Raw genomic sequence first — 20,092 nt, forward strand, 5'->3', positions numbered from 1 at the left:
TTAGCTTCTGCTGGCCACGCCTTTGTCTTGCTGGAAAATTGCTTCCAGTTCTTCGCGGCCATCCCGACCGATTTCGATTATTTTGTCGCTGTCGCCCAATACTTTGGCTTGTTTGTCCAGCAGGTTTTGATCGTGCATTTTGAAAGTCTCGGCTTTTTGCATGGCTTGGCCGTCGCTATAGCCCAGTGCGTGCAGCGCCTCGGTGGCTGCTTCCAATGCGCCTGCAAACACCTCGCGAATGACTGAATGTGCTCCAGCTGCTTTCAAGGCCAGGTAATCGTTTCGATTGTGTGCACGAGCAATGATGGTAATTTTTGGATAATGGTGAACAATGAACTCCACGATGGCTTGCGTCATTTTCGGGTCATCAATGGCCACTATCACAGTGCGTACTTTCGCAATGCCTGCAGCTTCAAGTACTTCGCCTCGAGATGCGTCACCGTAATACACCTGATTGCCAAATTTCTTCACGAACTCGATGTGCTCAGCATTTTTGTCCAAAGCGGTGAAGTGAATCTGGTTGGCGGCCAGAATACGGCCAGTAACCTGACCGAAGCGGCCAAAGCCCAAGATAAGTGCCTCTGATTCGCTGGAGTCAAATTTCTCCATGTTCTCTGGTGCTTTTGCAATTTGCTTGTCTGTGAATTTGTCCAGCCACAACACAGCGGGCGCGGTCAGGGCCATCGAAATGCCGATCATCAAATTCACCAAACCAGAAACACCCTCACCCAACAACGACAGTTGCATGGCCTGTGCCATGATCACAAAGCCGAATTCACCACCTTGGCACAAAATTAAACCCAGCATCAAACCGCGAGGGAAAGGCACACCCGCTACCATGACCAAGCCCACAATGACGGCGGCTTTCAATGCCATCAAGCCCAATGTGCCAAAAATCACCGTGAATGGTGAGTCGACCATCAAGCCGAAATCAAGCGTCATGCCGATTGAGATGAAAAACAGCCCCAAACTTAAGCCCTTGAAGGGTTCTACGTCGGCTTCCAGCTGATGGCGAAATGAGGAGTTGGCCAGCATCATACCCGCCATGAATGCACCTAGACCCATGGACAAATTGGCATGTTCCATGACCACGGCGGCACCCAAAACAATTAGCAAGGCCACCACGGTCATGATTTCCCGGCCACCATAACGTGACAAAAAGTGCAATGCAGGGTTGATCAGGTAACGGGCAAAAATGATTAAACCAAGAATGGCTGCGGGGGCCAACCACCATTGGCCGGGATCCGTGTCGGGCTCGATCGGGGCCAATGCTTGAACTGCAAACAAAATTGGGACAACCGCCAAATCTTGAAACAGCAAGATTGAAAACCCGCGCCGCCCATCTTCATTGCCCAGCATGCCCTTGTCGGCCATTAACTGAATTGCAAATGCGGTGGATGAAAGGCCCAATGCAAGTGCAATAACCAAGGCCGCGTTGCTGTTCATTTCGAACATATACGCCAGAACGCCGTAAATTACCCCGGCAGTGATGAACAATTGCCCCGAGCCGAGCAACAGCACTTGGGCTCGCATGGCCCACAGCTTGGCGGGTTCCAGCTCAAGTCCAATGACAAATAGCAACAAAATGACGCCAATTTCGGAGAAGTGCAGTACTTTTTCAGGGTCGTCAATCAAACCCAGAAGCTGGGGGCCGATGACCACACCAGCGGCCAGGTAACCCAAGATAGCGCCCAGGCCCAATTTTTTGAACAAGGGAACCGCCAAAGCGGCGGCGAGCAAGAAGTAAACTACACTTTCCATGAATCGTCTCTCGTATTTTTTAGATCAGTTCAATGGCCAGCGCAGTGGCTTCACCACCACCGATGCACAAACTCGCCACGCCGATTTTTCCATTTGTTTTTTTCAAAGCACCGATCAAGGTGCAAACTATCCGGGCTCCGCTGGCGCCAATGGGATGACCCAAGGCACAGGCACCGCCGTGAATATTTACTTTTTCTACTGGAAGCTTGAGGTCAACCATTGCGGCCATGGTCACCACCGCAAATGCTTCATTGATTTCAAACAGATCAATATCTTCAGCAGTCAGCCCGGTTTTTTTGAACAGGTTTTGTAACGCACCAACGGGTGCGGTGGTAAACAAGCTTGGCTTTTGGGCATGGGTACTGTGCCCAAGTATGCGCGCCAAAGGCTTTAAGCCAAGCTTTTCTGCCTGGCTTTGTTTCATCATCACCACAGCAGCGGCACCATCAGAAATTGATGAACTGTTGGCAGCGGTTACGGTGCCACCATCGCGGCGGAATGCAGGCTTCAAGGTGGGCACTTTGGCGGGGTCAGCTTTCAATGGTTGTTCGTCTGTGCTGACTAGTTCGCTGCCTTTGCGAGTGGAAACTTCAATTGGGGCGATTTCCCACTGGAAGCTGCCGTCTTCTGTGGCTTGTTTTGCTCGCGCCAAAGAGCGAATTGCGAATTCGTCTTGCGCTTCACGGGTAAAGGCGTAATGGTCTGCACATTCTTCGGCAAAGGTGCCCATCAGGCGACCTTTTTCATAGGCATCTTCAAGACCATCCAGAAACATGTGGTCCATTACCTGGCTGTGGCCCATTCGCATACCGCCGCGCGCTTTGGGTAAGAGGTAGGGCGCATTACTCATGCTTTCCATGCCGCCGGCCACAGCAACATCGGTGCTGCCAGCCAGCAGACCGTCGTGGGCCATCATAATTGCCTTCATGCCTGAACCACACATTTTGTTGACGGTGGTGCAGGCGCTGCTGAGTGGCAAACCGGCTGTAAGCGCAGCCTGACGGGCAGGCGCTTGTCCTTGGCCTGCCGGTAACACGCAACCCATGATCACTTCATCAACTTTTTCGGAAAGGGTGGGGTGCCCCGCACGAAGTACAGCTTGTTGAATGGCATGTGCCCCCAATTCGCTGGCGGTAAAACTGGACATACTGCCTTGGAAGCCGCCCATGGGAGTGCGCGCAGCCGATACGATCACAATGGGGTCGTGGTTCATGTTTAGGGTCTCCGGGAGAATAGATATTCTTTATTCTATTTTCCCGTGCCCCAAGGCTTTCGCGAGCCCATCGCAGCAATTACGCAGCAGTTTTTTGAAGTTCGCCGCGCAGTTGTTGTGTGGCACTCACCATCACTGCCAGAGCGGCCTCTGTTTCCTCCCAGCCGCGGGTTTTCAGTCCACAGTCGGGGTTTACCCACAGGTTCTCAGCAGGAATTACCTCGGCCGCCTTGCGGATCAGGCGCACAATTTCATTTTGCAGCGGAACGCGGGGCGAATGAATGTCGTACACACCAGGGCCAATTTCATTGGGGTAGTGGAACTCACCAAAACCGCACAGCAGCTCCATGTCGGAACGGCTGGTTTCAATGGTAATTACATCAGCATCCATGGCTGCGATGGCGGGCAATATGTCGTTAAATTCGGAATAGCACATGTGGGTGTGAATCTGCGTGTCGTCCCGCACTGGGCTTGCCGAAATACGAAAGGCCTTACTGGCCCACTGCAGGTATTCATCCCATTTGGCTTTGCGCAGCGGCAAGCCCTCACGGTAGGCGGGTTCGTCAATTTGAATGATGCCAATGCCCGCTTGCTCAAGATCTGCCACTTCGTCTCGAATGGCCAATGCAATTTGCAGTGCAGTGGTGGCGCGTGGCTGGTCATTGCGCACAAAGCTCCATTGTAAGATGGTGACAGGGCCAGTCAGCATGCCTTTCACGGGTTTCTCACTCAGGCTTTGTGCGAATCGGGCCACATCCACGGTCATGGCTTTGGGGCGGGCTACGTCGCCAAACAGAATGGGCGGTTTCACGCAGCGTGAACCATAGCTTTGCACCCAGCCATTGGCCGAGAAAGTAAATCCTTCCAGCTGTTCGCCAAAGTATTCAACCATGTCATTGCGTTCGGCTTCGCCGTGTACCAGCACGTCTAGTCCAATTCTTTCCTGAAACTCAATAGCTTGACGAATTTCCTGGCTAATGTGCTGCCAGTATGCTGTTTTATCAATTTCGCCTTTCTTGAAACGTGACCGCAGATTGCGAATATTTTTGGTTTGTGGAAATGACCCAATGGTTGTGGTGGGGAAGGCGGGCAAGTTGAAACGTTCTCGTTGTAGCTTTTGGCGAATGGCAAATTCACTGCCACGTTGGTCAGCGGTGGGTATCAATGCAGCAAGGCGTCCTTTTACTTCCGCGTTATTCAGCAAAGGGCTACTGGCGCGTTGACGTACTGTGTTTTGATGTTCATTCCAAAGCGTGTTCAAGGCACCGCTCAGTGTTTTTCCATGTAAGTGGGCTTTGGCTGCTTGCTTGATCAATTCAAGTTCTTCCAGCTTTTCGATGGCACCTGCCAGCCACGGCAAAACCTCCGTGTTCACAGCGGTGTCGCTGGTAAATCGATAGGGTACATGCAGAAGCGAACAACTGGGCGCAACCCACACCTCGCCTTTGCCCGCTTCAAATGATTTGGCGATTTGGTGAAGTGCTGCTTGAAGATCAGTTTTCCAGACGTTGCGCCCGTCGATCAAGCCCAACGAAAGTACCTTGTAATTGGGTAACCAGTCCAGCACCAATGGAAGGTCTTCCTCTGCGCGTACACAGTCAATGTGCAAGCCATCTACTGGCAGTTTGCACACTGCGCTGGTGTGGCCTTGTGTACTTGAAAAATACGTGGCCAGCAGAATTTTCAAATCGCTTGTTTTCAATTGCAGGTAGCAGCGTTCGAATGCCGCCAAGTAGTTGCCAGGCAGATCCAGACCCAGTATGGGTTCATCAAATTGTACCCATTCAATACCATGCACTTTCAGCTCAGCCATAATTTGCCCATAGACAGGCAGCAGTTGCTCAAGCAAGTCGAACTGCTCGAAGTTTGCTTGTTTGCTTTTACCCTGGAACAAAAATGTAAGCGGCCCAATCAGGCTGACTTTGATTGGGTGGTTCAAGGTTTTCGCTTGTTCAATTTGCTCCACAAGATTTTCAGTGTGGGCTTTGAACACAGTGGCTGCTGTGAATTCGGGCACCATGTAGTGGTAATTGGTGTCAAACCATTTGGTCATTTCCAGCGCCCAGGTTTCGTGAGCGTGCTTACAGGCGTGGTCTTCGGTCGATTTTCCACGCGTCATGGTGAAATAACGTTGCAGTGCTGATTGCTCTGGTTTGAATTCAAAGCGCGCCGGCTCGCAGCCCAGCAATTGAATGTGGTCTGCCATTTGATCGTAAAACGAAAAGTCGCCCACTGTAATGAAATCAAGCCCGGAATCAATTTGTGCTTGCCAGTGTTTTAACCGCAGTTCGTGTGCAGTAGCGCGTAGATCTTCCTCAGAGGATTCGCCACGCCAATGGCTTTCCAATGCAAATTTCAGCTCGCGGTTTTCACCAATCCTGGGAAAACCCAATGTGTGTGTTTTGATCATGATGTTTCTTCTTGTGTGGCAATTAAAGCATCATGATCCGCACAATCAAGGTATTATTCAAACGAATAATATTATTGAAAATGGTGAAATATATTCATGTCAAAAAGTATTCTTGAATTGCGCCACTTGCGCACTCTGCAAGCGATTGAACAAACCGGCAGCTTGAGCCGCGCGGCGGATGTGCTGTGTATTACGCAAAGCGCGGTGTCGCATCAAATCAAGGCGCTTGAGGATTGGTTTGGTGAAGAACTGGTGTACAAGCAGGGCGGGCAAAGCCGCTTTAGCGTGGTGGGTCAACGTTTGCTGCAATTGGCGGGGCAGGTTCTAGGGCAAGTGGACAAAGCGGAATTGGATATTCTGCAAATGAAGCAGGGCGCGGGTGGCCCGCTGCGCGTTGCTGTTGAATGCCACACCTGCTTTGACTGGTTAATGCCTTCAATGGACGTGTACCGCAATCGCTGGCCCGAAGTAGAGCTGGACATTGTTTCCGGTTTTCACGCCGACCCGGTGGGGTTACTGCACAAAGGCGATGCAGAATTGGCGATCGTATCCGAGTTGTGCGAGGAAGAAGGCATCGTGTCCTTTCCTTTGTTTCGATTCGAGATGGTGGGCGTTGTACCCGTTGATTCAAAGCTGGCCAAGCGCGCGTATTTGAAGCCTTCTGATTTCGCTGACCAAACCTTGCTGACTTACCCCGTACCCGACGATATGCTGGACGTCATCAAGCATTTTTTAACCCCGGCGGGTGTGCAGGCAAAACGCCGTAGTAGCGAATTGACTGTGGCTTTACTTCAGCTTGTGGCCAGCAAGCGCGGCTTGTCTGCCTTGCCAGCCTGGGCGGTCACTGGGTATGTAGACCGTGGCTACATAGCGCAAGTACCCTTGGGTAGAAAAGGCCTGATGTCGACTTTGTATGCGGCTTTGCCCAAAGCCATTGCAGGCAAACATTACACCGCCGATTTTGTGGCGGTGATGCGGGAAGTGTGCGCGCGTGAACTGGATGGAATTGAGTTGTTGGGATAAATGCTCAACCACCCAACCCCGCTAGATGAACGTAAACCGGTATACCCACCAAAATATTCAGCGGAAAGGTAATGCCCAAAGACAAGCCCACATACAGGCTGGGGTTGGCCTCAGGGATTGCATACCGCACCACCGCAGGTACGGCGATGTAGGAAGCGCTTGCGGCCAGCACCATGAGTAGTGCCGTGTCGCCCACACTGGCGTCTGTGGCTTTGGCAAGCAGCAAGGCCAAGGTGGCATGCACAATGGGTGCAAGCACTGCATAGGCAATCATCCATTTCGACACTGTTTTTAATTTCGGAAGGTGCTTGGCTGTGGTCAAGCCCATGTCGAGCAGAAAGAAAGCCAGCATGCCTTTGAATAGGTCACCGGTGAAGGGTTGCATGGCTTCTTTGCCGGCATCGCCGCTCATGTAACCAATCAGCATGGCGCCCAGAAGCAGCAGCTGCGCGCCTTCAGTAAATGATTCCTGAAGCAGGTGCCCAAAGCCTTTGCCAGGAACTGGTGCAGCATTCACGCCTTTGTTTTGCTTGCGTGCCATGTTGGCAAATATCACTGCCAGAATAATGGCAGGAGATTCCATCAGCGCCATGGCTGCGGCCATGTGCCCACCGTAGGCAATCTCTGATTTCTCCAAGAACTGAACAGCAGTAATAAAGGTAACCGCACTAACTGAGCCGTAAGTTGCTGCAATTGCAGCGGCATCAAATGCAGATGTGCAGCGTTTAAGGATGGGGTAGCTGATAAGCGGCACTACCACAGCCAACAAGACCGCGCTGCCCAGCCCACCCAGCACTTGGGCGTTGAAGCCAGATTCATGCAGGGCAAAGCCACCTTTCAAGCCCAAAGCCATCAGCAGGTACAGGGAAAGAAATCGGCTTACCTGCGCGGGTATTTCAAGGTTGGATTTAACCAGACCGCTGAATATACCAAGCAGAAAAAACAGAATGGCGGGGTCGGTGAAATTGTTCATGGGGCTTGCCGAATTGAAAGTGCGCCCATGCTATGCAGAATCAACAATCATGTAAAATCAGAAAAAATAGAATATTCATCATTAAAAGGTTATGAATAACCATGAATCTGACCCTTCGACAATTGCACCTTTTCACCGCACTGACCCGCTTGAAAAGCATTACGGCGGTGGCGCGGCACTTTCATGTCACGCAGCCCACGGTTTCCATGCAGATGAAGGAACTGGCGGAATCGGTGGGTTTGCCGCTTTATGAAGTAATCGGTAAGGCCGTGTATTTAACGCCTGCTGGTTTGGAACTTGAGGCAACAGCGCGCAGCATGTTGGCTGAGCTGGAAGGATTTCAGCAACGCATTGATGACATCAAAGGCTTTCGACGCGGCAAATTGAATGTGTCTGTGGTCAGTACTGCTGAATATTTTGTTCCGCGCTTGTTGGGCGATTTTTGCGCCAGGTATCCCGAGGTAGAAATTGCTTTGGAAGTGTTGAATCGAAACGGAGTTATTCAACGTCTGGAACACAATCTGGACGACTTGTACATTATGTCCAAGCCGCCTGCGAACCTGGATGTTGAAGCCAAGGCGTTCATGACCAATTCCTTGCAGGTGGTTGCACCAGCAGGTCATCCCTTGGCCCAGCGCAAGCGCATCAAGCACAGCGAACTTGTTCGCTACCCTTTTGTTTTGCGAGAACGCGGATCAGGTACACGCCTGGCCTGTGATTCCCATTTCGAAAGTTTGGGGTTTGAGCCCACCGTGCGGCTTGAGCTGGGCAGCAACGAAGCCATCAAGCAGGCCGTTCAGGGCGGTATGGGTTTGGCTGTGTTGTCTGAACATGCATTGAATGCCGGCTCGGCAACCGTCGGGCTTCAGGTGTTGAATGTGCAAAGCTTTCCCATTCATGCCAACTGGTACACGGTTCGACCCAATGGCAAACGGCCATCGCCAGTAGCTGCTGATTTCTGGCGTTATTTGAATGTGGATTTGAAAAAAGGGCGCTGATTCGCATTCAGCATTAAAAACGAACGTTCGTTCGAATCCCTCATCAACCATGCATACCCATTCTGCGTTAACCTTCTGAATATTCCATATAAAACAGGTAGTCAGGAGACTTTCAATGAATTTGAATAATTTGGTGGCAGTGGTTACGGGTGGTGCGTCGGGCTTGGGTCTGGCAACGGTAGAGCAATTTGTTGCCGCAGGCGCCAAAGTGGCTGTGTTCGACATGAATGAAGAGGCAGGCAAAGCGGCCGAAGCCGCCCATCCCGGTAAGGTGATGTTTCAGAAAGTGAATGTGGCAGACGCCGCTTCAGCACGCGCCGGAATTGATGCAACCATGACCGCCTTTGGTGCCATTCACATTGCGGTGAACTGCGCTGGTGTGGGCACCGCAGGTAAAACATTGGACCGCGACAGCAAAGCGCTGCCGCTTGAAGCTTTCGCAAAAACCATCAACATCAACCTGATTGGTACCTTCAATATTTCAAGCCTGGCCGCTGAAGCAATGGCCAAGAATGCACCCGATGAAGACGGGCAACGCGGCGTGATTATCAACACTGCATCTGTTGCAGCTTTTGATGGTCAAACCGGGCAGGCCGCTTATTCAGCCAGCAAGGGTGGTGTGGTTGGCATGACCTTGCCCATGGCCCGCGACTTAGGCCGTTACGGTATCCGGGTCATGACGATTGCTCCAGGTATTTTCGACACGCCGATGATGCAAGGCGTTTCAGAGGAATACCGCCAACCGTTGATCGCCATGGTGCAGAACCCCAAACGTTTCGGTGCACCTGCGGAGTACGGACACCTGTGTGTAAGCATTGTTGAGAACAATTACCTGAATGGCGAAACCATCCGTATTGACGGCAGTATCCGCATGCAGGCGAAGTAACACGAGTAATCGAGGAAAGGAATCATCATGGGCGCAATTGAACAACCATTGGATCAATTCAAAATGGCTGAAAATGAAGACATCACTTTGTTTCGGGACATGCTGTTGCGCTGCCTGGAAAAGGAAGTAATTCCGCATTACGACCAGTGGGAGAAAGACGGCTGGATGCCCAAAGAAACCTGGCTGATGCTGGGGGCCGCCGGCATGCTGGGGCCTGACATGCCCGAGGAATTTGGTGCGGCGGGCGCGCCATTCGAGGTGGCCCTGATGATTCTTGAAGAAACCTGCCGCCTGAACTTGCATTCACTGAGCACAGCGCTGAACGTGCATGCCAACATCGTGATGCCCTATTTGAACAATTTGGGCACCGCGGAACAAAAGGCACAATGGCTGCCCCGCATGGTGACTGGCGAGGTGGTAGGTTCAATCGGGATGACAGAACCCGGCGCGGGCAGTGACTTGGCTGGCATGCGCACCAATGCCGTTCGCGAGGGCGACGAGTGGGTGATCAACGGTTCCAAAACATTTATTACCAACGGTCTGCATTGCGGCTTGATTGTGTTGGCAGCAAAAACTGACACCACCAAGGGCGCTAAAGGGATTAGTCTGTTTTTGGTTGACAGCAGTTTGCCTGGTTTCAAAAAGGGCAAAGGCATCAAGAAGATGGGTCAGCATTCCAACGACACCGCTGAACTGTTTTTCGACAACTTGCGTGTACCAGCCAATGCCTTGCTGGGTGAAGAAAACAAAGGTTTTATTTACCTAATGCAGGAACTGCCTCGCGAACGCTTGGGTTTGGGTTCGCAGGCGGTTGGTTCTTGTGAAGGCGCCATGGCCATTACGGTGGATTACGTAACGCAGCGCAAGGCCTTTGGCAACACCATTGCACAGTTTCAAAACACCCGTTTCAAAATGGCTGAACTGCGTGCTCAACTTGAGTTGACCAAGGCCTATTTAAAGCAATGCGAAGCACGGTTCAAAATGGGGGCAATGACCACGGAAGAGGCCTCGATTCTTAAGCTGATGTCGACTGAGTTGCAGGTGAAATTAACCCACGAGTGTTTGCAGTTGTTTGGTGGTTATGGGTACACCGAAGAATATCCAATATCGCGTTTCTTCACGGACGCACGGGTGCAAACCATTTACGCTGGTACTTCGGAAATCATGAAGGAAGTGATTGCGAGAGGCGAGTTGGGAAGGTAAATCGGCAGAAAGCTGGTTCATCTAGCCAACTCCGCGGGGTTGCCCGATTCCGCACTGAAAACCGCTTGCTCCCGTTTTGGATGTATTCTTGCGCACAAAATTCGGCAAAATAGATGGCCGAATTTGGTGTCGGCTTGCAGCCCAACGCTGCGAATAAATCCAAGCGGGGCGGTTTTCTTGAAGCGCGAAACAGGCAGACCCACTGCCGAGTTGGCCGAATGACCCGCCGGGTTCACGCTCAATCAGCACGTCGAATGATGGGGTCTTCTAATTATTCGACACAAAACCGCAACATCAGACTGGCATAAAGAGAAGTTAGTACTTTTTCAACACTTCTTTGTACCGCCTACATGAAAAAAATCTTCGAGACATTAAGCGAACAGCGTTGGGACGACCACCGCTACTACCATCACAGCCGTATCAATCAAAGCCTGCATTTGCTGAGTGCTTTGTCTTTCCTGTTCGGCTACGTGTTGCTATTCATCGACCCCGTTTCTGCTGCCTTGGTCGCTTGGCTAATTGCCATGACAAGCCGCCAAATTGGTCATTTCTTCTTTGAACCAAAAACCTACGACTATGTGAACGAGGCCACCCACGATCACAAAGAAGACATCAAGGTGGGCTACAACTTGCGCCGCAAAATTATCTTGCTGAGCATTTGGGGTGCCTTGCCAGTACTGATCTGGTTCAGTCCGTCGCTGTTCGGTTTGCCACCTACTGGCGCTGACACTGCAAGCTTTGTGCGCAGTGTGGGCGAGTCATGGTTGTGGTTGGGCTTCGGTGGTTTGGTGTTTCGAACCATTCACCTGTTTTTTATTCGCGACATTGAAACAGGTTTGGTATGGGCCCTGAAAATTATCACCGACCCATTCCACGACGTGAAGATTTACTACAAATCACCGTTTTACTTGCTCAAGGGCCAGCTGATTGACCCCATGGACGATGTCAAAGCGCGCCAGGTTTCTTTAAGCACACGTCGCTGAATTTTCTTGTTGCTGTTGCAAGCCTCGCTGGTTTCCCACCAGCCATCGGCTTGCATACAGCGCGCTGCCTGAATGAACCGGTCACAAAACACATCGAAATCAGCATCGGTGTAGTTGTGGCTGAAAATCATTCGACCTGAACCCACCCAACTCAACATCACACCCGCTTGTAACAAGTAGAACTGAAACATCCAGTTAAAGCGCGATGGTTTGTTGTACAAAATTGTAAAAATTGAAGTCATGTTTTGCACTTCAACGGGCAGTTCCAGTTCAGTCATTCGCTTGTTCAGTGCTGCGCGGCGGGTGTTCCATAGCGTGTCCACGGTCTGGTACATGCGTTCAACCTGTTCACTGTCGATGTGTTTTAAAAACAGGTTCATGGTTTGCATCACATAGGGGTGTGAATTGAAAGTGCCCCGAGCAAAGCAAATATCGGCTGGTTTGTCGCTTCTGTAGCGTTTCATCAATTCCGCTTTGCCGCACAAGACGCCAACCGGCAAACCGCCACCCAGGGTTTTACCGTAAGTGACCATGTCGGCGCGCACGCCGAAATAGTCTTGCGCACCACCTTTGGCCAACCGAAAGCCCAAGAACACTTCATCAAGAATCAGCACAATGCCGTTTTCAGTACAAACCTGGCGTAGCTGTTTCAGCCACTGGGTATAGCCTTCCTTGTCATAGCCTGCTTTGCGGCCGCTACTTATCAGGGCGGAATCACCGGGCGCATTGGTGTTTGGGTGCAATGCTTGCAAGGGGTTCACCAACACGCAGGCAATGTCCTTGCGTGTGGCCAACACATGCAAGGTTCGTTGACTTACCTCCTGCAAAGTCAGTGTTCGGTCTGCACTCACCGGGTTGCCAATACCGGGCTGCACATCGCCCCACCAACCGTGGTAAGCACCTGCAAAACGCACAATACGCTGGCGGCCAGTGTGATATTGCGCAAGGCGTACGGCTTGCATCACGGCTTCGGTGCCGCTCATGTGGTATGAAATTTCATCTTGCCCGGCAAGGGCAAGAATACGCCGTGTGTTGTCCAGCACCACAGGGTGGTAGGGGCCCAGTACCGGGCCCAGTGCATCCATGTCCAGTGCCGCCTGGCGAATAAATCCTTTGTATGCGTCGTAACCCAGCAGGTTCGTGCCATATGCACCGGTTACATCGATGTATTCATTGCCATCCACATCCCACAGGTGCACGCCTTCGGATTTGTTCAGGAAAAGCGCAGGCAATAAATGCGCATTGACCATTTTCCGGAATTGGAAGGGCACCCGGTATTTGTGGGTAAATTGTGCATCGGAAATATTGGAAATCGCCTGTTCCAGCATCCGCTTGCCCAGCGGGGTGCGCTCCAGCAAATCTTTAGACAAACTGTGGAAGCCCTTGCGGCGTCTGTCCACGACCAATTCACTGGCGTCGTCGCAATTAAAAAATGAATCGCCCTCAAGTGCGTAATTCGGAATCAGTTTTGAAACCCGTTTGGCCATGCGCACGTGGCCGCTTAAGCCAGGGTGCTTGGCACGCGACAACTGAAGTCGCCTGTGGGCTTTCAAAACAAGGTAGGCGCTGGCACTGGCGCCGAGTAGCAAGGTCAAGCTGTCAAGGTTCATACACATTTCTGTCAAATACAACAGGTATGGTTGTACGCCATCTCGGTGACAGGCTGATTAAATTGCATAAAAATACAGAAGTGCGTTCCCAACCACCGGTTTCGCGACTCGAACTGCAGGAAAGTGCCAACTTCATTTTGACCAACCGCATTCCGCGTTTGTTCAGTTCCTGGTTCATGGGCAAGATCAGCAAGATAAAATATCCATGGTTCGCCCAGCCCGCTTTGTGGGTGTGGCGCAAGTGTGCCGATTTAAGTTTGCACGAAGCTCAAAAACAGCAGTTCAACTCCATTCATGATTGCTTTACCCGCGCTTTGAAACCTGGCGCTCGACCAGTTGCAGAAAATGCCTTGGGTACCAGCCCATGCGACGGTATTTTGGGTGCGCATGGTTTGGTTGAAAACGGCTGCTTATTGCAAGTGAAAGGCTTTCCCTATGCCATTGAGGAATTGCTTGTTGATCCTGATTTGGCGATGAAATACCACGGCCACCGCTACGTAACGATTCGCATCACAGCCAGCATGTACCACCGTATGCATTCGCCCCTGGATGGCGTTGTAGATCAGGTCGATTACATTCATGGCGACACCTGGAATGTCAACCCGGTGGCTTTAAAGCGAGTGGAAAAACTGTTTTGTAAAAACGAACGTGCAGTGCTTAGCGGAAAAACTGTACAGGGCGAATCCTTTGCCATCGTGCCAGTGGCCGCAATTCTGGTGGCGGGCATTCGCTTGCACTGCACGGGTCGTGTGTTTGATCAAAATGACCGGGGTCCACAACGCGTTCGAACCCACACGCCAATAAAGAAGGGCGAGGAACTGGGTTGGTTTGAGCATGGTTCAACAATCGTATTGCTGGTGCCACCCAGCTGGAAAATCGTACCCGATCTGGAAGAAGGAAGCCGTTTGTTGATGGGGCAAGCCCTGTTTGAATAATTCGGTTATTCTTGCGCCCTATGGACATATTGATTAGCGAAGAAAAGGGCGTTCGCCAACTTCATTTCGGAAGCGATTGGGTGCAAGGTGCCATGCGCATTGCTCGCCCATATGCGCTTGAACTGGAATACACCCGGGAAATGATGGCAGGCCTGCTGCTAAACCCCGACCCCAACTGGCCGCGCACAGCGCTCTTCATTGGACTTGGCGTGGGTGCTTTACCCAAGTTTTTACACCGTCACAGACCCAATTGCAAAATCACAGTGGTCGAAATTTCCCATGCCGTGGTGGCCGCCGCGCAAATGCATTTCAAGCTGCCACCGTTTGCCCCGAACTTTCAGGTGGAAGTAGGTTGCGGTGCAGACTACATGGTTACTGCAGTAGCCAACAATTCGCGGAAATTCGATTTGATCATGGTGGATGGCTTTGATGGCAAGGCCAAAGTCGGACCGCTAAATTCAACCGCGTTCTATTTGAATTGCAAAGCACAGCTAACAGGGCAGGGCTATTTGGTGGCCAATCTTCTGAGCAATCAAAAAGATTCACAGCAAAGCAAGCAGAGGCTGCTGGATGCATTTGATGGAAATGCCATTGCCCTTGCGCCGTGTGCCAGCGGCAACGTGATTGCGCTGGCACACATTGGTGCTGGTTTCAATGTGGATCAAGCCGATTTACAGACCAACTGCAACATTCTGAAAGAAGAAACTGGCCTGAATTTGTCCAATACAGTGGCCAAACTTATCGGTGCATCGCCAAAAGTTTAAATTGCGCGCCTAAAATAGGACACAAATTAAATTTAACGAGACACCGCAGCCATGCAAAACGATCAACAATCCATTTGGTTTTCCATGCCCAATCTGGAAAACATGAATGCCATGTGTAAAAACACAGCCTGCGAAGCGCTGGGCATTGAAATTACAGAAGTGGGGCACGATTTTATTCGGGGCACCATGCCTGCCGATACACGTACCTTTCAGCCATTTGGCCTGGTGCACGGCGGCGCAAACGTGCTGCTTGCCGAAACCTTGGGCAGCATTGGTGCCAACTTGCTGGTCGATAACAGCAAATTCTATTGCGTGGGGCAAGAGGTGAACGCCAACCATTTGCGCGGCGTAAGAAGCGGCAAGGTAACAGGAACGGCCAGGTTGTGGCATGCGGGTAAAAGCTCACAGGTTTGGAATATTGAACTGCATGACGACAGTGGCAAGCTGAGTTGCATTTCCCGCCTTACCATGGCAGTTGTCCCCGTCCCAGGCGCCAAATAAGTTATGACAAAAGTAACAGTAAGACAAGACAAAAACGTGCTCGGCGGCCCATTGCTGGCCTGTTCGTATTCTCCACTCACCGGTTTTTTGCGCGACGGGTGTTGCAGCACTGGTCCCAATGATTTGGGGCGCCACGTGGTGTGCGCAAAGGTAACACGGGAGTTTCTTGAATATCAGCTTCGTATGGGCAACGACTTGATCAGCCCAGTGCCCCAGTACCGGTTTGCGGGTTTGAAGCCGGGTGACCGATGGTGTGTGTGTGCAGGTCGTTGGAAACAGGCGCATGATGCAGGGGTAGCCCCGCCAGTTTATCTGGAAGGTACAAATTTCACCGCACTGGAAGTTATTCCTCTTGAAACCCTGCTTGACTATGCAATTACCTAAAGGTTGATACCCACCATGTTAAAAAAACTTGCCTCACAATCGCTGTCGGCTGCCAGAATCAGCCCCACCGCGCTTTACACGGGGCAAGTTTGGCAAAGCACCGGTCGATCCATCCCTGAATTAAAGTCCATCCCGGCAAGCACATTGCACCTTGCTCTGGCACCCTCCATGTTCATTTCAAAAAGTCTGGGTGGGCCCACGATGGAAGATTTTCTACTGGCCCGTCATGATTTGATTGATCACCACCTTACCGAGTTGATCGAATCTGGGAAGGCTAGCCAAATCATTGAAATTGCAGCAGGTTTGTCGCCCCGTGGAAGCCGGTTTGTTGAGCGTTATGGCGATAAGATTACCTACATTGAAGCAGATCTGCCTGGCATGGTTGCTCAAAAGAGGAAGCTGCTTGCGACCCGTCTGCGCGCTTGCCCCAATCATCATGTGAAACCAATCGACGCCTTTGCAGAATACGGCGCGCACAGCTTGGACGGGCTCGCCATGCAGCTTGACGCTGAAAAAGGATTGGTCATTATCACTGAGGGCTTGCTGAACTATTTTGATCGCGAAGCGGTCCTTGGCTTGTGGACCAGAATTTCAAAAACCCTGGAACAGTTCAAGCACGGGGCTTACTTGTCAGACATTCATTTGCAGGCACACAATGGTGACCCTCTTGCGCAGGTGTTTGTTGCGGGTCTGTCGCTGTTTGTCCGGGGCAAAGTGCATTTGCACTTTGAAACCGCTGGGCATCTACAATTGGCGATGGAAGAGCTGGGTCTGGCATGCCAGGTTTTAACACCCAGTGACCATGCTGAGGATATTCCTGCGTGTGCAGCCAAAGGTGCTGACTTTTGCCGGGTTTTGTTTGCGCGACCTGCCAGTGCGGTAAAGTAAGCACACAAATAAAAATTAGCAGCAGGAGACATTATGCAATCCAGGTTAATTCGAGGCTTGGTTGCCTCTGTCATGTGTGTTGTTTTGAGCAGCACCAACGCATTGGCGCAAACCGGCAAGGTAAATGCCTTGGGTGCCGAAATGGCTGGTAACGCCGCCGGCACCATTCCAGAATGGACCGGCGGCTTGACCAAGGCCCCTGCGGGCTTCGACCCCAAGAAAGGTTACGCCGACCCCTTTGCTGCCGAAAAGCCTTTGTTTGTTATTAACCAAAGCAATTTGACGCAGCACGAGAAATTTCTGACTGCAGGTCAAATTGCCCTGTTAAAGCGCTACCCAAGTTACAACATTCCTGTTTATAAAACCCATCGCACCGCCGGGTTTGCGCCTGAAATGATGATGAGCATCGACATGGAAGGCAACAAGCCGAAGCTGGCCCACGGTGGTTTGGCAGTTGAGGGTGTGCAGTCGACTAGTGTTCCGTTTCCAGAACCCAAAAACGGGCTAGAGGCAGTGTGGAATACGCTGATGCGCCGCCCGGCGCAAACTCTGCGGTCGCACACGGCCAGTTTCGTGGCCGGAAACGGTACCAGTCCGGTCACTTTCGCCACAAGCCAAACCATTGCATGGGCACCCGCCATTGGCAAGGCTGGCAGCACCTTGCTTTTTGCATTGATTGGTGAATCAACCAAGCCTGCTGCGCAATCGGGTGAAGCCTTGCTGGTGTTGGACACACTCAATTTCAAAGAAGATGCTCGCAACGCCTGGATCGTGAATTCAGGTCAACGTCGCGTATTGCGCGCGCCAGAACTGGTGCATGCAGCACCCGCCGGCAACAGCGATGCGCTGCGCACGGTCGATGACATTTACGGATTTAATGGCTCGCCCGAGCGTTTCGACTGGAAATTGGTGGGGAAAAAGGAAATGTACATTCCCTACAACAATTACAAAATGAGCGACAAGAGCCTGAAGTACCAGAACATGATTGCCGATGCATTTGTAAAGCCCGAATTAACGCGGTTTGAATTGCACAGAGTGTGGGTTGTCGAAGGCACTTTAAAGCCAGGGGCAGACCATATTTATTCCAAACGCACCATGTACATTGATGAGGACAGTTGGTATGTGGCGCTGATGGACCAGTACGACACCAAAGGCGAACTGTGGCGCATAAAAATGCTTTATCTGATGCAGGCTTACGATGCACCTGGTCTGTATACATCGGGTGAAGTGCAGCACGATTTAAACGCCCGTAAATCGGTATTCAGTGCTTTTCAAAATGAAGAGCCACCCACAGAGTTCAATGTATCGGTTCGCCCCGGCGATTTCACGCCAGCGGCTTTGCGCAAATTGATGCGGTAAAAAAGTAAGGAATGGCACAGCTTGTTTAGAGTGCTTCTTCATCAGGACGGGGCGACTAGCCTCTACAATAAAGCCCGAATCGATTCAAATTCGCAAGGAATGTTCCTGGCATGGCCGAGCAAAAAAGACCCCACAATCCCAACGACAGCTCGTTTAATCTTGATGAAGACGGCGCCGACGGTGGGGACAAGGACACCACGCTGGACCGAATTAAAACCGGCGCCTTCGAGCGCAATGTGGCGCTAACGCGCATGGGCGTGGGTGCCGGCGCGAAAATTGCCAGTCACACCATGCGCAATTTCTTTCGACGAGGCGAGTCGAAGGACGAAGCCAATAGAAACTTCTACCGTGCGCAAGCCAAAGAACTGGCAGATGAACTGGGTCGGTTGAAAGGCAGCGTGATGAAAGCTGGGCAGATGTTGTCTTTGTATGGACAGTACTTTTTGCCCGAGGAAGCAGTCGAGGTATTGGCATCGCTTCAAGACAACACTCCTGCAGTAAGTTGGGCTTTTGTGGAACCACAGCTAATCGACGCCTTGGGCGAGAAAACAGTTTCAAAGCTTGAAATCAACCGCAAACCCATTGCTGCTGCCTCCCTTGGACAGGCTCACTTGGGCACGATCAAGGCCACTGGTGAGCAGGTGGTGGTTAAAATTCAATATCCGGGTGTGGCCAGCGCCATCGACACTGACATTCGCACGCTTTCGCGTTTAATCTCGGCCACTCGCCTTGCTCCAAAAGCGCTTGATCTGAGTGGTGTATTCAACGAACTGCGCGCAATGCTTGAGAGGGAATGTGATTATGTTCAAGAAAAAGCGTTTACAGAAACATTTGGTGAGCGTCTGCTTGGTGATGAGCGTTTTATCGTGCCCAAGGTTTATCCGGAATTCTGTGCCAAACGGGTATTGACCACACGTTATGAACCCGGGTTTTCTGTTTCTTCCAAACAAGTTCAAGCACTGTCGCAAAGCAGGCGCAATGCATTGGCCAAGTCATTTGCCGAACTTTTTGTGACGGAGTTTTTTGACTGGCAACTGGTTCAAACTGATCCACATTTCGGCAATTACCGCATAAGAATAGATCCGCAAGGCGAACATGATCAAATTGTGACGCTGGATTTCGGGGCCACGCGGACTTTCGATTCTTCTTTTGTCGAAAGCTATGGGCAAATTGTGCGGGGTTCTTTGCAATTCAACCGAAAGGAAATTGCACAAGCTGTCATTGAAATTGGACTCATGAATCCAGATACGCCACCGTCTGTGCTTGAAGGTTTCGGTGATTTAACTGAGCTAATTGTGGAGCCGTTCCGAAAACCCTTCGATTCGAACGTGCCCGATCGCCTTTATACGCCGGGCGGCGCATACCGCTTTGGTGATACCGATCTGCCTGCAAGGGTAGGGCAGACCGCCGCATTAAAAATGATGTCCAAGCATTTCAAAATCCCTCCGCAAGAAATTATTTTCTTACATCGTCGAATAGGAGGTGTGCTGGTCACGCTTAAAACGCTGCGGGCCGAGTTGAAGCTTCATGAATTGTTGAAGCCGCACCTGGGTTTGAATTAAACCATTCTTTGTTTGTCCGAAATTATCAATGTAATTGCTGCTTCCATGTTGAAACGGTGGGAACCTTTGCGTTTGTTTTTGTCTCTAAATGTGCGTTAATAGTTATCGCGCAGATATAAAATTTCTTTATTGCGCATATAGCGTAATTTGCATTGCCCAGTCCACACGCATGTGGTCCAATGACTGAAGTTGTCCTAGACAAAAAAGGCGAAACAATGTCAGCAGCCCAAGATTCGATCGGTGTGGTGGTTTTAGAACCCAACAAGCAGTTGCTTGACCGCCTGTGCAAGTCGGCGGAGCGCGTATGGGGTCAGCATGAGGTACTTCCGCGTCAAACTGGCAAGGAATTGGCTCTTGCGGCAGAAAACCTAAGCGTAGGCCTGGTCCTAGTGCGTGCAAGCTTCCAGCGTTCAAGCGTGTTGGTGCAAAATACGCTGGTTGATATGTATGCCGCGGGCACACAGATTTTGATTGTACAGGACACTGCATTTCGCGTTTCAGAGTCTTCGTGGATGTCGTTTGCAGGAATCCACTTTCTTTCTGACAACTCCACTGACGAACAATTAATTGATTTGCTGACCATGACTTTGGTGCGCCACTGCATGCCACAGTTGAATAAATTAATTTGACCTAGACAAG

18 protein-coding genes are annotated in these 20,092 nt (G+C 51.2%); 13 read left to right on the forward strand and 5 right to left on the reverse strand.

Annotation, left to right across the window (positions count from 1 at the left end):
* The 3 genes from NSP04_RS13525 to metE form a co-directional block, all read right to left on the reverse strand.
* Window positions 1-1,761, reverse strand: coding sequence for a monovalent cation:proton antiporter-2 (CPA2) family protein (locus NSP04_RS13525; RefSeq protein ID WP_257512881.1), 1,761 nt, complete (start codon window positions 1,759-1,761; stop codon window positions 1-3).
* 19 nt (window positions 1,762-1,780) lie between these two features.
* Complete coding sequence (locus tag NSP04_RS13530) at window positions 1,781-2,974, reverse strand: acetyl-CoA C-acetyltransferase (RefSeq protein WP_257512882.1); 1,194 nt, start codon at window positions 2,972-2,974, stop codon at window positions 1,781-1,783.
* Between the two features lie 79 nt (window positions 2,975-3,053).
* A complete protein-coding gene (gene metE / locus NSP04_RS13535) occupies window positions 3,054-5,384 on the reverse strand; it encodes a 5-methyltetrahydropteroyltriglutamate--homocysteine S-methyltransferase (protein ID WP_257512883.1) in 2,331 nt (776 codons plus the stop codon).
* Window positions 5,385-5,480: 96 nt separating this feature from the next.
* On the opposite strand from metE, the gene NSP04_RS13540 reads away from it, so the two are divergent.
* A complete protein-coding gene (locus NSP04_RS13540) occupies window positions 5,481-6,407 on the forward strand; it encodes a LysR family transcriptional regulator (RefSeq protein WP_257512884.1) in 927 nt (308 codons plus the stop codon).
* A 4-nt stretch (window positions 6,408-6,411) separates the two neighbouring features.
* Here the strand turns inward: NSP04_RS13540 and NSP04_RS13545 are convergent, their stop codons facing one another.
* Window positions 6,412-7,380, reverse strand: coding sequence for a sodium-dependent bicarbonate transport family permease (locus NSP04_RS13545; protein WP_257512885.1), 969 nt, complete (start codon window positions 7,378-7,380; stop codon window positions 6,412-6,414).
* A gap of 101 nt (window positions 7,381-7,481) precedes the next feature.
* Between NSP04_RS13545 and NSP04_RS13550 the strand changes: the two genes are divergently transcribed.
* The 4 genes from NSP04_RS13550 (at window position 7,482) to NSP04_RS13565 (ending at window position 11,450) form a co-directional block, all read left to right on the forward strand.
* The gene (locus NSP04_RS13550; RefSeq protein ID WP_257512886.1) at window positions 7,482-8,378 is read left to right on the forward strand and encodes a LysR family transcriptional regulator; all 897 of its coding nucleotides are present in this window, start codon (window positions 7,482-7,484) and stop codon (window positions 8,376-8,378) included.
* A gap of 115 nt (window positions 8,379-8,493) precedes the next feature.
* Complete coding sequence (locus tag NSP04_RS13555) at window positions 8,494-9,264, forward strand: SDR family NAD(P)-dependent oxidoreductase (protein WP_257512887.1); 771 nt, start codon at window positions 8,494-8,496, stop codon at window positions 9,262-9,264.
* A gap of 27 nt (window positions 9,265-9,291) precedes the next feature.
* Window positions 9,292-10,467 carry an acyl-CoA dehydrogenase family protein gene (locus NSP04_RS13560; RefSeq protein ID WP_257512888.1) on the forward strand — a complete coding sequence of 392 codons (1,176 nt, stop codon included), beginning with the start codon at window positions 9,292-9,294 and terminating at the stop codon, window positions 10,465-10,467.
* Window positions 10,468-10,817: 350 nt separating this feature from the next.
* Window positions 10,818-11,450, forward strand: coding sequence for a hypothetical protein (locus NSP04_RS13565; RefSeq protein WP_257512889.1), 633 nt, complete (start codon window positions 10,818-10,820; stop codon window positions 11,448-11,450).
* Here NSP04_RS13565 and NSP04_RS13570 read toward each other — a convergent pair.
* A complete protein-coding gene (locus NSP04_RS13570) occupies window positions 11,372-13,060 on the reverse strand; it encodes an aminotransferase class III-fold pyridoxal phosphate-dependent enzyme (RefSeq protein WP_257512890.1) in 1,689 nt (562 codons plus the stop codon). The genes NSP04_RS13565 and NSP04_RS13570 overlap by 79 nt on opposite strands.
* A gap of 80 nt (window positions 13,061-13,140) precedes the next feature.
* On the opposite strand from NSP04_RS13570, the gene asd reads away from it, so the two are divergent.
* The 8 genes from asd (at window position 13,141) to NSP04_RS13610 (ending at window position 20,082) form a co-directional block, all read left to right on the forward strand.
* Window positions 13,141-13,995 carry an archaetidylserine decarboxylase gene (gene asd, locus NSP04_RS13575; RefSeq protein ID WP_257512891.1) on the forward strand — a complete coding sequence of 285 codons (855 nt, stop codon included), beginning with the start codon at window positions 13,141-13,143 and terminating at the stop codon, window positions 13,993-13,995.
* Between the two features lie 20 nt (window positions 13,996-14,015).
* On the forward strand, window positions 14,016-14,759 hold the full coding sequence (locus NSP04_RS13580; protein WP_257512892.1) for a spermine/spermidine synthase domain-containing protein: 744 nt from the start codon (window positions 14,016-14,018) through the stop codon (window positions 14,757-14,759).
* 51 nt (window positions 14,760-14,810) lie between these two features.
* Window positions 14,811-15,260, forward strand: coding sequence for a hotdog fold thioesterase (locus tag NSP04_RS13585; RefSeq protein ID WP_257512893.1), 450 nt, complete (start codon window positions 14,811-14,813; stop codon window positions 15,258-15,260).
* Between the two features lie 3 nt (window positions 15,261-15,263).
* Window positions 15,264-15,644 (forward strand): DUF2237 family protein, encoded by a 381-nt coding sequence (locus NSP04_RS13590; RefSeq protein ID WP_257512894.1) that lies wholly within the window; start codon window positions 15,264-15,266, stop codon window positions 15,642-15,644.
* Window positions 15,645-15,659: 15 nt separating this feature from the next.
* Complete coding sequence (locus NSP04_RS13595) at window positions 15,660-16,532, forward strand: class I SAM-dependent methyltransferase (RefSeq protein WP_257512895.1); 873 nt, start codon at window positions 15,660-15,662, stop codon at window positions 16,530-16,532.
* A 33-nt stretch (window positions 16,533-16,565) separates the two neighbouring features.
* Window positions 16,566-17,891 carry a DUF1329 domain-containing protein gene (locus NSP04_RS13600; protein WP_257512896.1) on the forward strand — a complete coding sequence of 442 codons (1,326 nt, stop codon included), beginning with the start codon at window positions 16,566-16,568 and terminating at the stop codon, window positions 17,889-17,891.
* Between the two features lie 110 nt (window positions 17,892-18,001).
* Complete coding sequence (locus tag NSP04_RS13605) at window positions 18,002-19,453, forward strand: ABC1 kinase family protein (protein ID WP_257512897.1); 1,452 nt, start codon at window positions 18,002-18,004, stop codon at window positions 19,451-19,453.
* 215 nt (window positions 19,454-19,668) lie between these two features.
* Window positions 19,669-20,082 carry a hypothetical protein gene (locus NSP04_RS13610; protein ID WP_257512898.1) on the forward strand — a complete coding sequence of 138 codons (414 nt, stop codon included), beginning with the start codon at window positions 19,669-19,671 and terminating at the stop codon, window positions 20,080-20,082.
* Window positions 20,083-20,092 lie beyond the last annotated feature (10 nt).

The sequence above is a fragment of the Limnobacter parvus genome, assembly GCF_024623725.1.
Classification (GTDB): Bacteria; Pseudomonadota; Gammaproteobacteria; order Burkholderiales; family Burkholderiaceae_B; genus Limnobacter; species Limnobacter parvus.